The 15535-nt window shown below is 74.3% G+C and carries 11 protein-coding genes; 2 read left to right on the forward strand and 9 right to left on the reverse strand.

All coding sequences use genetic code 11. From position 1 onward, the window contains the following. Nucleotides 1–195: 195 nt before the first annotated feature. The 5 genes from IEZ20_RS18040 to IEZ20_RS18060 all read right to left on the reverse strand — a co-directional run bounded on the left by IEZ20_RS18040 (nt 196) and on the right by IEZ20_RS18060 (nt 7589). On the reverse strand, nt 196–1527 hold the full coding sequence (locus IEZ20_RS18040) for a wax ester/triacylglycerol synthase family O-acyltransferase (RefSeq protein ID WP_189299721.1): 1332 nt from the start codon (nt 1525–1527) through the stop codon (nt 196–198). A 147-nt stretch (nt 1528–1674) separates the two neighbouring features. Further along, the gene (locus tag IEZ20_RS18045) at nt 1675–3996 is read right to left on the reverse strand and encodes a GH92 family glycosyl hydrolase (RefSeq protein WP_189299723.1); all 2322 of its coding nucleotides are present in this window, start codon (nt 3994–3996) and stop codon (nt 1675–1677) included. A 325-nt stretch (nt 3997–4321) separates the two neighbouring features. Then, the gene (gene glgC / locus IEZ20_RS18050; RefSeq protein WP_189299725.1) at nt 4322–5542 is read right to left on the reverse strand and encodes a glucose-1-phosphate adenylyltransferase; all 1221 of its coding nucleotides are present in this window, start codon (nt 5540–5542) and stop codon (nt 4322–4324) included. A gap of 51 nt (nt 5543–5593) precedes the next feature. After that, on the reverse strand, nt 5594–6745 hold the full coding sequence (gene glgA / locus IEZ20_RS18055; RefSeq protein WP_189299727.1) for a glycogen synthase: 1152 nt from the start codon (nt 6743–6745) through the stop codon (nt 5594–5596). Nucleotides 6746–6785: 40 nt separating this feature from the next. Beyond that, nucleotides 6786–7589 (reverse strand): (2Fe-2S)-binding protein, encoded by an 804-nt coding sequence (locus IEZ20_RS18060; RefSeq protein ID WP_189299910.1) that lies wholly within the window; start codon nt 7587–7589, stop codon nt 6786–6788. Nucleotides 7590–7818: 229 nt separating this feature from the next. Here IEZ20_RS18060 and IEZ20_RS18065 point away from each other — a divergent pair, with 229 nt between their 5' ends. Beyond that, entirely contained in the window at nt 7819–9159 is a 1341-nt protein-coding gene (locus IEZ20_RS18065) for a DMT family transporter (RefSeq protein WP_189299730.1), read from the forward strand. Nucleotides 9160–9176: 17 nt separating this feature from the next. Here IEZ20_RS18065 and IEZ20_RS18070 read toward each other — a convergent pair whose 3' ends face one another. Continuing rightward, on the reverse strand, nt 9177–10352 hold the full coding sequence (locus IEZ20_RS18070) for a transglycosylase family protein (RefSeq protein WP_189299732.1): 1176 nt from the start codon (nt 10350–10352) through the stop codon (nt 9177–9179). Between the two features lie 272 nt (nt 10353–10624). Here IEZ20_RS18070 and gnd point away from each other — a divergent pair, with 272 nt between their 5' ends. Continuing rightward, a complete protein-coding gene (gene gnd, locus IEZ20_RS18075) occupies nt 10625–12064 on the forward strand; it encodes an NADP-dependent phosphogluconate dehydrogenase (RefSeq protein ID WP_189299734.1) in 1440 nt (479 codons plus the stop codon). A gap of 824 nt (nt 12065–12888) precedes the next feature. Here the strand turns inward: gnd and IEZ20_RS18080 are convergent. The 3 genes from IEZ20_RS18080 to IEZ20_RS18090 form a co-directional block, all read right to left on the reverse strand. Then, entirely contained in the window at nt 12889–13233 is a 345-nt protein-coding gene (locus IEZ20_RS18080) for a GNAT family N-acetyltransferase (RefSeq protein WP_189299736.1), read from the reverse strand. 38 nt (nt 13234–13271) lie between these two features. Continuing rightward, a complete protein-coding gene (gene panD, locus IEZ20_RS18085; RefSeq protein WP_189299738.1) occupies nt 13272–13691 on the reverse strand; it encodes an aspartate 1-decarboxylase in 420 nt (139 codons plus the stop codon). A 340-nt stretch (nt 13692–14031) separates the two neighbouring features. Continuing rightward, on the reverse strand, nt 14032–15288 hold the full coding sequence (locus IEZ20_RS18090) for a vanadium-dependent haloperoxidase (RefSeq protein WP_189299740.1): 1257 nt from the start codon (nt 15286–15288) through the stop codon (nt 14032–14034). Nucleotides 15289–15535 lie beyond the last annotated feature (247 nt).

The following is a 15535-nucleotide window of genomic DNA, read 5'->3' on the forward strand; positions in this document are numbered from 1 at the left end:
GGACCGGCGGGCGGCGTCCCGCGACCACCCGCGCCCGCCGCCCTGCCTCCTCCCTCACGCACCCGCTCCCCCGCGCACCGCACCCGCACCGCGGCCTTTGACGGCGCGCCCCCAGGGGCCGCCCGCACCCGGCGACGCGGTCGCCCGGGTGGCCGGGTGGGCGCGGCCGTGCGGCCGTGCGGCCGTGCGGCCGGATCAGCCGTCGCAGACGGTCAGCAGGGTCTGCACCTCCGCCGACACCGCGTGCGCGAACCGGTCCAGGTCGGGTACGGCCTCCGCGTCGGCGACCAGGCCGTAGTGGACGCGTCCGCGGTACGTGGAGATCGCGACCGCCAGCGCCTGGCCGGGTGCGAGGGGGGCCAGGGGGTACACCTCGCTCAGCTCGTGGCCGCCGAGGCGCAGGCCCAGCCCGGGCAGGGGCACGCTGGTGACCAGGATGTCGAACCAGAGCCGGGCCGCCTGGCCGACCAGCGGTCCGCCGAGCCGGTGGCCGAGCGCCGGCACGTGGTCGGCGAGCAGCCCGACCGCGCCGGCGCCCCGGTTCGGCCCCGCGTCCTTGTTGCGGAGCATCGCGGTCCGCACCGTTTCGAGACGGCCGAGGGGGTCGGGCTCGTGGACCGGAAGCCGTATCAGGTAGCCGGAGAGCCGGTTCCCCTGTGGCTGGGCGGTGTGCGGGCGGCGCCGGGAGACGGGGATCAGGGCGCGCGGCGCCACCCCCTTGCTGCCGTCGCCGCGTTCGTCCAGCCAGCGGCGCAGCGCGCCGGCGACGACGGCGATGAGGACGTCGTTCACGGTGCCGCCGGCGCTCTTGCGCACCCGGTGGACGTCGTCGATGTCGAGCACGACCCCGGCGGTGCGGCGGGTGCCGCTGGGCGCGGAGGTCAGCGCGGCGGTCGGGCGCATGCCGAGGGTGGACAGGGCGAGGGAGGCGCCGATGTCCAGGGCCCGGCCCATGTCCGACAGAGCTCCCCGGACCAGTCCGGGGACCCGTGTGGGCAGCCGGCGTACGTCGGAGAGCAGGCCCTGCGGCGGCTCGACGGCGCGGGGCGCGCGTTCGGGCAGGTCGACGGGGTCCAGGACCCCGGCGGCGAGCTTCAGGGCGCGCAGCCCGTCGGCGAGGGCGTGGTGGAACTTGAAGAGGACGGCGAAGGAGACCCCGTCCCCGCCGGGCAGGACGTGCGCCTCCCAGGGGGGCCGGCCGCGCTCCAGCGGACGCTCCATCAGCCGGCCGGCGGCGGCGTGGAAGTCGTCGGTCGGGGCGTGCAGCCGTACGTGGTCGAGCGGGTCGAAGTCCGGGTCCGTCTCGCGGGCGGCGCCGCCGAAGGCGAGCGGCTGCCAGAGGTCGCGGATGCGCATGCGCAGGCCGGGGACGGCGGCGGCGCGGGCGGCGAGCAGGTCGGCGGCGTGGGCCCCGGCCGTGGGCGAGTGCGCGGCGAAGACGCCGAGCGCGCCGAGGTGCATCGGGTGCCGGTCGGACTCCATGTTCCAGAAGGCCAGGTCGAGAGGAGCGAGCAGGTCGGAAGTCAAGGGCTTGCCTCACGCGTCGACAAGGGGTGGATCAGCAGTCAATCCCCGCTGGACGATTACGGTCAAGTACGATCACGCTACGCTCAGTTAACGCCAGGTTAAGTCCCGCCGCCGGTGCAGGAGACGGGACGCGGGCGACGGCTGGGGTCATCTCAGGACGGGCGGCGCCGCTTCGGGTGACGTACCCCACTCCGACGGGCGCGGGCCGACCGTGAAGGCGAGGGAGCGCACGGAGCGCAGGGCGCCGGTGGTCAGATAGGTGCGGCCGTGCGGTCTGCCGTCCGTGCGGACGGACTGGACGTAGCGGTCGGCGGCCGAGGTGCCGGGCGCGGTGACCGTCAGCCGGCCGGCGGGCCAGTAGCGGCGGTCCAGGGTCAGGTCGACGCGGTCGAAGACGGGGGTGGTCAGGCCCCAGGTGTCGTAGCCGGGCTGGACCGGGAAGAGGCCGATGGAGGACAGGACGTGCCAGGCGGACATGGTGCCCAGGTCGTCGTTGCCGGTCATGCCGGCGGGGCTGTCGGTGAACAGGGTGAGTGCCGCGTGCACCACGTCCGTGGTCTTCCAGGGCTGGCCGGTGGAGAGGTAGGTGTAGGGGGCGATGAGGTCCGGCTCGTTCATCGGGTTGTACACGGCGGCGTTGTAGTAGGCGTACGGGTCGCCGTGCACCCACACCTCGCGGGCGGTCCCCTCCGGGTCGGCGAGCAGCCGGTCGTAGGCGAAGAAGGTGTCCAGGCGGGCGTTGGCCGCGCGGGTGCCGCCGATCAGGCCGACCATGCCGGGGACGTCCTGCGGGACGAGCCACTGGTACTGCCAGGCCGTGCCCTCGTGGAAGCCCGTGCCGCGGGCCGGGTCCGGCGAGCCGGTGAAGGCGCCGGAGGTGTCGCGGGCCCGGAAGAAGCCGGTGGCGGGGTCGAAGACGTTCCGGTAGTTCCGCGAACGGGCGGCGTACCGGGCGGCGTCGTCCCGGTGGCCGAGGTCGCGGGCCATCTGGGCGAGCATCCCGTCGGCGAGCGCGTACTCCAGGGTGACGGAGGCGCCGTGGTGGTAGTCGGAGTCGCCCATCTTGGCGTACGGCCGGTCCTTGACGTACGGCGCGAAACCGTTCGCGATGTACTCGGCGTTGGCCTCCCGCCCGATGCCCGGGTACGCGGCGGGCGGCACGCCGTCGGCGTTCTTCCGCAGCGCCCGGTAGGCCCGCTCCTCGAAGCCCTTCAGCAGCCCCATCCGGTAGGCGGTGGTCAGGAACGGGGTGACCGGGTCACCGCTCATGATGTTCGTCTCGACCGGGCCGTAGCCCCACTTGGGCAGCCACCCGCCGTCCTCGTCGACCGCGACCACGGAGCGGGCCATGTCCCGTGCCTCGCGCGGAGCGAGCAGCGCGAGCAGCTGGGCCTGGGTGCGGTAGGTGTCCCACAGCGACCAGTTCTGGTAGTAGGTGAAGCCGCGGGCGCGGTGGGTACGACGGTCCCAGCCGAGGTAGCGGCCGTCGGCGTCGCTGCCGATGTTGGGCGCGAGGTGGGCCCGGTACACCGAGGAGTAGAAGGCCCGGCGCAGCGCGGGCGTACCCCCGCGCACCCGGACGGCGGCGAGCCGGCGCTCCCACTCCTCGCGGGCCCGGTGGCGTACGGCGTCGAAGGACCGGCCGCCCTCGGCCCGCAGGTTGGCCGCCGCACCGCGCGCGTCGACGTACGACAGGGCCGTGGTCGCCTCCACCGTGCGGTCCCGGGTGGTGTCGAAGCGGACGTAGGCGCCGCCGGACCCGCTGCGGGCGCCCGGGGCGACGGTCCCGCCGTCCCAGGTGCCGTAGGCGGTGAAGGAGCGGCTGAAGCGGGTGATCGTGTGGACCGTGTAGGGGCCGGTGTCCCGGCAGAAGCCGTGGCCGGTGATCTCGGTGCTCACGGTGCGGTCGTCCAGGATGCGCACCGTGCTGCTCACCGGCTTGTGCAGCGCCTGGGCGGCGTTCAGCAGGACGTTGGCCCGGTCGGTGGCCGGGAAGGTGTAGCGCTGTACGCCGGTGCGGGCGGTCGCGGTGAGTTCGGCGCGGATGCCGCTGTCGAGGCCGACCCGGTAGTAGCCGGGGCTCGCCTCCTCGTCGTCGTGCGAGAAGGCCGCCGCGTACCGGGCGTAGTCCGTCTGGGTGACGTCGCCGGTGGTGGGCAGCACGGGCAGGTCCCCGCCGATGCGGCAGCCCACGCCCGAGAGGTGGACCAGGGAGAAGCCGCGGACACGGTTCTGCGCGTAGTCGTAGCCGGTGCTGTGCCCGGTGTCCGGGGAGAGCTGCACCATGCCGAAGGGCACGGCCGCGCCGGGGAAGGTGTTGCCCTCGTTCTGGCTCCCGATGAACGGGTTGACCAGGTCGGCGAGGTGGCCGTCGGTCCGCTCGGCGGCCCGTGCGGCGGGGGTGGCGATCAGCGCCGACGCTGCCATCACCCCGGCCAGGCAGAGCCGCGTGCGCCGGGTCCCTCTCATGTCGGATGACCTCCGCAGGTTGGACATCGTTGGCTGCATCCTGAACGGCGGAGGCCGAAAACCCGGGCATTCGTGGATATTTCCATGGAACGCGTCGCGCGTGGACGCAAGGGCCCCGGGCTGAGGGCTGGTCAGAGGGCCGGGGCTGAAGCCCTCGTGGCCGCGGGCGGACCCCGGCCCGGCGGCCGCGGGGTCCACCACCCGCTCCTCGTCGGCGAGCAGGGCGAGGACGGCGGGCAGGTCGCTACGGGGTGCCGGACGGAACGCGAGTGCGAAGGCAGCGGGTATGACGTCGGCCCCAACGCATCGCTACGGCACTACGGCACTACGGCACCCGCTGCCCCTTGCCCAGCGCGATGACACCGCCCTTGGAGACGGTGTACAGCTCGGCGTCGCGCTCCGGGTTGACGCCGATCGTCGCGCCGGGCGGCACCTCGACGTTCTTGTCCAGGACGGCACCGCGCACCACCGCGCCCCGGCCGACGTGCACGTTGTCGTGCAGCACCGAGCCCTGCACGACCGCGCCCGGGTCGACCCGTACCCCCGGCGACAGCACGGACCGGGTGACCTGACCGCGGATCAGGCAGCCGGAGCTGATGATGGACTCGCTCGCGATGCCGCCCGCGTTGAAGCGGGCCGGGGACAGCTGGTAGGAGTGCGTGTAGACGGGCCACTGCCGGTTGTAGAGGTTGAACGCGGGGCGCTCGGCGATCAGGTCCATGTGCGCCTCGTAGTAGGCGTCCAGGGTGCCCACGTCCCGCCAGTAGCCCTGGTCGCGGCTGGTCTCGCCGGGCACGTGGTTGTCGCTGAAGTCGTACAGCTGTGCCTCGCCGCGCGCGGTCAGCTGGGGCAGGATCGAGCCGCCCATGTCGTGCGCGGACCGGCTGTCCTCGGCGTCCCGGTGCAACGCCTCGATCAGGGCCTTGGTGGTGAAGACGTAGTTGCCCATCGAGGCGAAGACGCTCTCCGGGTCGTCGGGGAGACCCGGCGGGTCCGCCGGCTTCTCCAGGAACCGCTCGACGGCACGGCCGTCCGGGCCCGGTGTGATCACCCCGAAGGAGGAGGACTGCGCGCGCGGCACCCTGATGCCGGCCACCGTCACCCCCGCACCGCCCTCGATGTGCTGGGCGAGCATCTGCCGCGGATCCATGCGGTAGACGTGGTCGGCGCCGAACACGGCCACGTACTCGGGCTGTTCGTCATGGACCAGGTTCAGGGACTGCAGGATCGCGTCGGCGCTGCCCAGGTACCAGCGCGGGCCGAGGCGCTGCTGGGCGGGGACCGGGGTGACGTAGTTCCCGAGCAGGCTGGACATCCGCCAGGTGGTGGTGATGTGCCGGTCCAGCGAGTGCGACTTGTACTGGGTCAGCACGCAGATGCGCAGCACGTCGGCGTTGACGAGGTTGGACAGGACGAAGTCGACCAGCCGGTAGGTGCCGCCGAAGGTGACGGCCGGTTTGGCACGGTCCGCGGTCAGCGGCATCAGGCGTTTGCCCTCGCCGCCCGCCAGCACGATCCCGAGTACGGAAGGCCCTCCACGACGCATGGCCGCTCCCCTCACCGTGGTTGACACCATGGCTGCCCCGAGCAGGCCGGACTAAGCCTGCTTGAGGATCTCCTCGTACAGCCCCGCCGTGCGGCGGGCCACCGCGTCCCAGCCGAACTCCCCGACCGCGCGGGCCCGTCCGGCCTCCCCCATCCGCCGGGCCGTCTGAGGGTCGGCGAGGACGGTGTCCAGCGCCCGGGCGAGCCCGGAGGCGAAGTCGTCGTCCGCCTCGACCAGCAGACCGGTGCGGCCGTCCGCCACGACCTCCGGGATACCGCCCACCCGGGACGCGACGACCGGTGTGCCGCAGGCCATCGCCTCCAGGTTGACGATGCCGAGCGGCTCGTACACCGAGGGACAGACGAACACCGCGGCCCGGGTGAGGAGTTGGACGACCTCCGTGCGCGGCAGCATCTGCGGGATCCAGAACACGCCCTCCCGGACCCGGCGCAGCTCCTCGAACAGCTCCTGGAACTCCCGGTCGATCTCCGGGGTGTCGGGCGCGCCCGCGCACAGCACGACCTGGGCGCCCGGGTCGATGTCCCGTACCGCGCGCAGCAGATGGGGCACGCCCTTCTGCCGGGTGATCCGGCCGACGAACAGGACGTACGGGCGGCCCGGGTCGATGCCGTGCCGGGTGAGCGCGTCGGTGCCGTGGTCGGGCCGGTAGAGCCGGGTGTCGATGCCGTTGTGCACGACGTGCACCCGGGCCGGGTCGAGGGCCGGGTAGCAGGCCAGGATGTCCTCCCGCATGGCACCGGAGACGGCGATCACCGCGTCGGCGGCCTCGATCGCGGTGCGCTCGGCCCAGCCCGACAGCGCGTACCCGCCGCCGAGTTGCTCGGCCTTCCACGGACGCAGCGGCTCCAGCGAGTGGGCGGTGACCACGTGCGGGATGCCGTACAGGAGCTTGGCGACATGGCCGGCGAGGCCCGCGTACCAGGTGTGGGAGTGGACGAGTTCGCGGCCTTCGAGGGCGGCGGCCATGGCGAGGTCCACGGAGAAGGTGCGCAGCGCGTCGTTGGCGCCGTCGAGGGCGGACCAGGGGCGGTGGCGTACGACGCCGACCCCGCGGCCCTCGCCCCAGCAGTGCACCTCCAGGTCCACCAGTGAGGCCAACTCGCGGGCGAGGAACTCCACATGGACACCGGCGCCGCCGTACACGTCCGGGGGGTACTCCCGGCTCAGCAGTCCCACTCGCACCCGACAACCCCCTGGTCTCGGCGGCAGGTCCCCTTCATGGTCACCCAGATGCGGCGCCCGGGGAAGAGCGCGGGGACGTGCGGGGGGAAGAGCCCGGGGACGTGGGCGGTGCGGGGCGGGGCGGGCGGGTGAGGCAGCAGTCGCCGCAGAGCCCGCCGCCGGGGACGCGGTAGTACAGGCAGCAGCTGCGGCGCCGGAAGGCGGTGCCGGTGCGGGTGCCGGTGGCGTTCAGCAGGGGATGGGCGAAGAGTTCGGCGGTGAGGGCGCGGGTGCGGGCCGCGACGTCGGTACGGCCGTGGGCGCGGGACCAGCGGCCCAGCTCCCGGGCCGTCGCGGCGAGCGCGGAGCCCGCGTTGCCCCACAGGAGGCCGGCCGCGACGCCGTAGCGGGCGTGCAGGGTCGCGGCCAGCGGCTCCAGGTGGGCGTGCAGCACGGCGGCGGTGAGGGCGGCGGCCGTGTCCCCGGGCCGCGGGCGCGGTTCGGTGAGCCACAGGTCGTCGGGGGCGGCGGCGCGGACGTCCCAGCGCAGCAGGCGGGGGTCCAGGTCGGGCAGTCGGCCGTACAGGACGGCGCAGCCGAGGGCCACCGACCAGAGCCGGGCGGCCAGTCCCTGGTGGGCGAGGGAGGCGGCGACCCGCGGCTCGGCGGTCCGCAGCCGCTCGGCGACGGTGGCGACGCGCGACGCCACCGGGTCGCCGTGACCGTCCGGGGCGCCCCCCGCATAGCCCTCCGCGAGGGTGGGCAGCCGCGGCGGGCCGGCGGCTCCGGCCGTCTCCGGGAGGGTGCGCAGGACGAAGAAGCCGCCCAGCGGGCGCAGCGCGGCGAGTTCGGGGTCGAGGTCCACGACAGGTACTCGTACCAGGCGCTTCGCGGGGACGGCCGGGCGGGTGTCCACCTCGTGTACCCCCCTCCAGGGGATGATCATCTGCCCTGTGTACTCCATCGGCAGTAGGACGCATTGCGTGCTCAGGTACGACGACGGGAAGTGCGCGGGCGGGCAGAGTGTTGGCCATGAGAGCCGACCGCACGCCGCACCGGGCCCAGGACGCCCGGCGCACGCAGAGGAGACACCGATGAGCGCGCTGGCGTTGTCCGTGCTCCTGTCGTTCGTCTCCGCCCTCGCCTACGCGGGCGGAGCGATCGTGCAGGAGCAGGTCGCGGTGTCCGGCCCCGCCGGCGGGTACCTTCCGCTGCGCCGGCCCGGCTGGTGGGGCGCGCTCGCGCTCAACGGTCTCGGCGGTGTGCTGCACGTCGTGGCGCTCGCCTGCGGGCCGCTCAGCCTGGTCCAGCCGCTCGGCGCGCTGACCATCGTCTTCGCTCTGCCCATGGCGGCGCTGTGCGTGGGCCGCCGGGCCGGCGCGACCGCCTGGCGGGGCGCCCTCATGGCCACGGCGGGCCTCGCCGGTCTGCTCTCCCTGGTCGGCTCCTCCTCCGCGCACTCCCTCGACCCGGCCCAGCGGCTGGTGGTCGCGCTGGTCACCGGCGGGGCGGTGGCGGCGCTGATGTGCGCGGGCCTGGCCGTGCACCGGCACCCCGCGGTGCGCAGCGTGCTGCTCGCCACCGCGTCGGGCATCGCCTTCGGCATGTCCTCGGTGTTCACCAAGACCGTGGCCGTCGACTGGACCGGGGGCATCGGCCTCGGCGGTCTGTCCTCGCTCGCGGTGATCGGCGTGTTCGCGGCGGCCGGCGTGCTGCTGTCCCAGGCCTCCTACCGGGGCGGCGGCCTCGCCGCCCCGCTGGCCACGCTGACGGTGGTCAATCCGGTGCTGGCGGCGGCGGTCGGCATCCTCATGTTCGGCGAGACGTTCCGCTACGGCACCACGGGCACCGCGCTCGCCCTGGGCTGCGGAGTGGTGGCGGCGGGCGGCCTGCTCATGCTGACGACGGAGCGGATGGATCCCGCGGCGACGTCGGACACCGCCGCACCGTCCCCGGCCACGGCCGCACCGGCGCCGGCCTCGGCCGCCCCGGCTTCAGCCTCGGCCGCACCGGCCCCGGCCACCCCGGTCTCGGCCGCGGCCGTGGTGGAGGCCGGGGTGGCGCCGGCCGTGGTGTTCGCGGCCGGCGCCTTCGCCGTACCCGGTGGGCCGGCCGTTGCCGAGCCGTCGGCCGCCCCGGGCGCGGCGGCGGGGGCACACCTCGGCGTGCCCCGGCAGCGCGGCGCCGGGCACGGCGTGACGGGCCGGGCCGGGGGTGCCGGGACCGGCGCCGCGACGGGTGCCGGACCGGCCGCGACGGTGCTCGGCGAGCTGCTCCTGCCGGCTCCGGCCGGGAGCGGGGCGGGGGGCGTCGGAGCGCCGGCCGCCGGGGCGCCGGCCGCCGGGGCGCTCCCCGTCTCCTACGTGCCGCTGTCCGCGAGCTTCCATGTGCCGCTGCCGGTCCGGGACCGGCGGCGCGCCCGCGTCACATCCTGACGTAGGCCGCGCCCGCGTCAGATCCTGACGCCGCCGGCCCGGAGATAGGCGAGCGGGTCGATGTCCGAGCCGAAGCCGGGCCCCGTCCGTACCTCGAAGTGCAGATGCGGGCCCGTGACGTTCCCGGTGGCGCCGGAGCGGCCGATGCGCTGGCCCGTGGCGACGGTCTGGCCCGCCCGCACGGCGATGGCCGAGAGGTGGGCGTACTGCGTGTAGCGGCCGTCGGAGTGCCGGATCACCACCTGGTAGCCGTACGAGCCGCCCCAGCCCGCGGCCACCACCCGCCCGGCCGCCGCCGCCTTCACGGAGGTGCCGGTCGGCACGAGGAAGTCGACGCCGGTGTGGTAGCCCTTCGACCAGTGGGAGCCGGCCACGTGGTAGCCGGTGCCGACGGACGCGGTCACCGGGGCGACGAGGGCGTGCCGGGCCGGGGGCGTCGTGCGGTGCGTGGTGGGGTGTTCCGAAGGGGCTTTCTTCTTCGGGGACTTGGGTGGCGCGGTGCGGGTGTGCGTGCCGCTCAGGCTGAGCCGCTGGCCCGGCAGGATCATGTCGGGATCGGCGCCGATCGTGGCACGGTTGCCCGTGTACAGCGCTCGCCAGCCGCCCGGCACATGGTGGTCGCCGGCGATGCCGGAGAGGGTGTCGCCGTGCACCACCGTGTACATCTCGGCCCGGCCGGCCCGGGACTGCGGGGTGGTCTGCGGCTGAACGTCCCTGACCGAGCGGGACCGCGTGGCGGCGGACTCGGCGGAGCGGGTGGCGGCGGACTCGGCGGGACGCGTGGCGGCGGAGTCGGTGTGCACGTCGGGGCTGCCGCCCCGGGCCAGCCCGCCCCGTACCGAGCACACCGGCCAGGCGCCCGGCCCCTGCCCGTCCAGGACCTTCTCGGCGACGGCGACCTGCTCGGCCCGGGTGGCGAGGTCGGCGCGCGGTGCGTACCGGGTGCCGCCGTACGCCTCCCAGGTGGACTGGGTGAACTGCAGCCCGCCGTAGAAGCCGTTGCCGGTGTTGATGCTCCAGTTTCCGCTGGACTCGCAGGCGGCGACCTTGTTCCAGGTGGCCGCGTCGGCGGCGTCCGCGGTGCCGGCGGCGACCAGCGGCAGCGCCAGGCCGGCGCCGCCCGCCGTGACGGTGAGTGAGGCGCGGTTGATCCTGTTCGGCTGGTACCGGCGATGCCGGCCGCGTACGGCCATGTCCGAATTCCCCTCGGCATGCGTCAGGAGCGGCAAAAGTAAGCGCCACGAACAGGCCATGACAAGACGGTAAACCGGCCTCGCGCCGGGGCCAGTTGGCCGGAAGGGGACCCTGCCCGAGCCGGTGGGCCGGTGACTGAGGCGGAAGGCGGTCGCGCCGCGTACTCATGCCTGGCGGGTCGGATGTGCGCTCGCCGTAGCGGCACGTCAGGATGGGCGAGGACCCGTACTGACGGAGCCGTAGTACACGAGGCAACCAGGGAGCAGGCGGTATGAGCACTTCAGCGCAGATCGGTGTCACGGGCCTCGCGGTCATGGGCCGCAACCTAGCCCGCAACTTCGCGCGCAACGGCTACACGGTCGCCGTCCACAACCGCACGGTGTCGCGGACGAAGGCGCTGGTGGAGGAGTTCGGGCACGAGGGCGACTTCGTCGCGGCCGAGACCGCCGAGGAGTTCGTCGCGGCCCTGGAGCGTCCGCGCCGCCTGGTCGTCATGGTGAAGGCGGGCGGGCCGACGGACGCGGTGATCGAGGAGTTCGCGCCGCTGCTGGAGCCCGGCGACATGATCATCGACGGGGGCAACGCGCACTTCGCGGACACCCGGCGCCGGGAGCGGGAGCTGCGGGAGCGGGGCATCCACTTCGTCGGCACGGGCATCTCCGGCGGTGAGGAGGGCGCGCTGCACGGGCCGAGCATCATGCCGGGCGGTTCGAAGGAGTCGTACGACTCGCTGGGCCCGATGCTGGAGAAGATCTCCGCGAAGGCCGCCGACGGCGCGCCGTGCGTGACGCACGTGGGCCCCGACGGTGCCGGGCACTTCGTGAAGATGGTCCACAACGGCATCGAGTACGCCGACATGCAGCTGATCGGTGAGGCGTACCAGTTGCTGCGCGATGTCGCCGGGTACGAGCCCGCGCAGATCGCGGACATCTTCCGCACCTGGAACACCGGCCGGCTGGACTCGTACCTGATCGAGATCACCGCCGAGGTGCTGTCCCACGTGGACGAGGCCACCGGCAAGCCGTTCGTGGACGTGGTGGTGGACCAGGCCGAGCAGAAGGGCACCGGCCGCTGGACCGTGCAGATCGCGCTGGACCTCGGCGTTCCGGTGTCCGGGATCGCGGAGGCGGTCTTCGCCCGTTCGCTGTCCGGCCACGCGGAGCTGCGGGCCGCCTCGCGGGACCTGGCCGGGCCGCAGCCCGCCCCGCTGAGCGAGTCGGAGGCGGCGGCCTTCGCGGACCGGGTGGAGCAGGCGCTGTACGCGTCCAAGATCGTGTCGTACACGCAGGGCTTCCACGAGATCGCCGCGGGCAGCGAGGAGTACGGCTGGGACATCGACCTCGGCGCCGTCTCCTCGATCTGGCGCGGGGGCTGCATCATCCGCGCGGCCTTCCTCGACCGCATCCGCTCCGCGTACGACGCCCGGGGCGACCTGCCGAGCCTGCTGTCCGACGAGACGTTCGCGCGGGAGATCGCCGACGCGCAGGACGACTGGCGGGAGGTGCTGATCGCGGCGACCCGGCAGGGAGTACCGACGCCCGGGTTCGCGGCGGCGCTGGCCTACTACGACGCGCTGCGGGCGCCGCGCCTGCCGGCGGCCCTGACGCAGGGCCAGCGGGACTTCTTCGGGGCGCACACCTACCGGCGGGTGGACCGGGAGGGGTCGTTCCACACGCTGTGGGGCGGGGACCGGTCGGAGGTGTCCGCCTGACGGGGGCGTGACCGACCGGCGACGCCCGCCCCGACGGGAGCGCGACCGACCGGCGATGCCCGGCCCGACGGGAGCGGAACCGACCGGCGATGCCCGCTGGCGGGGCCTGGCCTGACGAGGCCCCCCGGGGCGGGGTGCGGGTCGGGCGCGGCTGGTCGTGCGGGCGTGCTCTTGCGGGCGTGGTCGGGCGCGGCTGGTGGTGTCACCCGGCCCCCGGCCGACACGCACCCCGGCGGCACTCCCCCGCGCCGCCGTCCGAGAGGCCGGTCCGTCTCAGGTGAGGGGCGGGCCCGGTTCCGGGTCGGGTACGGGCTCCGGGCCCGGCGGAATGGGTGAGGGCGAGGGCTCCGGCGGGCCGGGGTGCGGCGGGGCCGGTGGCGGGGTCGGGGTGGGCTCCGGCAGGGGCGGGGTGGGCTGCGGGCCCGGTTCCGGCGGCGGGACCGGGGTGGGGTACGGGTCCGGCGGGGTCGGCTGCGGGCCCGGGCCCGGTGTCGGGCCCGGCGGAACCGGGTCGGGGTGCGGATTCGTCATGGGTGTCCTCCGGGCAGTCACGGGACGTCGCCTCTGGACTACTCCCCCGCCTACCCTTCGGCCGCACGCCCACTCACCCGACGGCAGCACCGAACGGATCCAGGCGGGTGGCACCCGTGGGCCCCGGCGCCACGGGGCCCCGGGCGGAGGCGAGGGCCGGACGGAGGCGAGGGCCGGACGGAGGCGAGGGCCGGACGGAGGCGAGGGCCGGACGGAGGCGAGGGCCGGACGGCGTCAGGTGCTCGGGCGGAGGCGCAGGCGGGGGCGGGGCCCCGGGGAGACCGTCCGCCCGGTCAGAACCGTTCCGGGTGGGCGCGCAGCCAGTCCTTGGCGGCCGACAGCAGGCCCGGGTCGGCCGGCGGGGCCGCCTCGGGGTGGCGTTCGGCCCACTTCACGACGTACGGGCAGAGCGGGGCCACCGGGACGCCCTCGCGCTCGGCGAGGGCGTACAGCTCGCGGGCGAGGGACCCGGCGATGCCCTTGCCCTCGTGGGCGGGCTCGACGACGGTGTGGACGGGGACCAGGGCGCGCTCGGGCGCCTCCAGCACGAAGTACTCGATGCGACCGACGACTTCACCGTCGCCGACGGCCTCCAGGCGGCCCGCCGCCCGGTCGTCGCGGATCTCGGTCTCGCTCACGGGCACGCACGCTCCTGGTCCTGTCGCTGGTCCGCCGGTCAGGCCCCTACGGCCTGCGGGCTGCGCTCCTGGTCCGATCCGGGGACCGGTTCGGACGGGTCGGCGCCGAGGGACACGATCCGGTTGCCGGCGTCGACATGCACGACCCGGGGCCGCAGCTCGCGGGCCTCCGCGTCGGTGACCTGAGCGTAGCTGATGATGATCACGAGGTCCCCGGGGTGCACCAGGTGGGCCGCGGCCCCGTTGATCCCGATCACGCCGGACCCGCGCTCGCCCTCGATGACGTACGTCTCCAGCCGGGCCCCGTTGGTGACGTCGACGATGTGCACCAGTTCCCCGGGCAGCAGGTCGGCCGCGTCGAGAAGGTCGGCGTCGATGGTCACGGATCCCACGTAGTGCAGGTCGGCCTGGGTGACCGTGGCGCGGTGGATCTTGGACTTGAACATGGTGCGCAGCATGTTGGACTCCTCGAAGACGGCTCCCTGCCTGCTTTGTGCAGGTCAAGGGCTGTTCTCTCACCTTACAGCGGCCCGCCACCCACGCGCTTCCGACGCCCGTCGCGGGCTTTTCGCTGACCGCTTGCCGACTTGGCTGACGCTTCGCCAGCCCCATGCGGAAGGCTCTTCACGAGCCTTGCCTCTCACCTTCGGCCAACAAACGGGCCCAGACTATAGACCGTCTACCGCAGGCACATCGAGATCTGTGTCACGTCAGCGTCGAGGCAGAGGACTCGGCCTACGGTCTTCCTCATCCCCTGGCCGCGCGGCCCGCGCCGCTCCCCCGACGACGACGGCGTGTTCACGACACGTCGAACAGGCGTTCCGCGTTGCGCAGCGCGTGCCCCGCCACCCGCTTGCCGAGGGCGAGGCCGGCCACGTCGGCCGAGCGGGTGTGGATGCCGGAGTAGACGCGGGCGTCCTCGTTGTCCTGGGACAGCTGACTCCAGGCCGTGTATGTGCGCGTCACTCCGGGGGCGGTGGGGCTGGTCAGCTCGAACGGTGCGGTACGCGGCCCGGTGAGCTCCGTGAGGATCGTTTCCGCCGCGCCCGAGTAGGTGTTGTGGCCGCTGGGGTAGTCGGGGTGGGCCGGCGTGACGTGCAGCGGCGTCCAGTCGGGGTCGAGCGTGCCGGCGCGGAGGGCCGTGACGGGGCGCCAGCGCAGGTACGCGTACTTGGTGTCGGAGGTGGCGATCTGCGTGTCCACCAGGGCGATGTGGAACAGCGCCACCAGCGCGGCCCGTGCGGGGACGAAGCGTGGCGACCGGGCCAGGGCGACCCTCAGCGGCTCGGTGTACAGCGTCAGTGAGGAGCCCAGCCAGAAGGTGGCGGTCTCGGTCTGCAGCGCTGTGCGCACGGTGCTGTCCACGGCCCCGTACGCCCGTACCTCGGCCAGGTCGGCACGATAGCGCGCGGAGTCCAGGGCGGGCGGCGCGGGCAGCCGGTACTGGTCGGGGCCGTCCAGCAGGAAGGGTCTCGCGAGCCGGTTGCCGTACTGTGCGGCGGGGGCGTAGGCGGGCGGCGTCGGCTGCCACACGCCGGGGGCCGCGGGCGGCACGGTGAAGGGCGCGTTGACCGAGGCCGGGTCGAGACCGTCGCCCTCGCGGGAAGCGAGGGCCAGCCGTGCCTGGCGCGCACCGGCCGCCACACCCTTCGACTTGGCCAACCCGTCCGGGACGCGGTCCAGAGTGGTGCGCAACGCGGCATCCAGTTCCTGGGTGCGGGACGGGACCAGGGCCAGCAAGGCATCGTGTACGGCGGACGCCAGGGCCGCGTCCTGGAAGTCCCTCCGGTCGACGCCGGGCGGCACCTCGCGGGTGGCTCGGGCCGCCGCGAGCCAACTGATGGCCCAGGTACGGTTGTTGGTGATCTGGGTGGCGGCGCCGGCGGCCGCGATGGTGGCGGCCGTCAGGTCGTACCAGTCGAGTGCCACGGACGGGCGCGACGTCCGTTCGTCCGCCACGGCAGCCGTGGCGGACGGGACGGTGACGGAGGCGGCCAGCAGGGCGGCCGAGCCCAGCGCCCTCAGGGCGGAGCGGCGGGTGGTGAGCGGGTGCACGGGTACTCCCTCGCGGAGGTGCGGTGACTGCTGTGGACCGGGGCGCAGGTGAGGGTCAGCTACACAGCGCGGCGGCGACACGCAGCAGATCAACGGCGCGCCGCCGAGCGAACCGCAGGGAGATCGGCATGCCGGGGACGCTATCCAGGCCCCGACCCCCGGTCAACGAAAGGCGGTTGCCTGCCTGACATTGCAATGGCGGCTTCGCGTCCCCGCCATACGCCCGTTACCCGAGGACCTTTCGAGA

The sequence above is a fragment of the Streptomyces cinerochromogenes genome, assembly GCF_014648635.1.
Classification (GTDB): Bacteria; Actinomycetota; Actinomycetes; order Streptomycetales; family Streptomycetaceae; genus Streptomyces; species Streptomyces cinerochromogenes.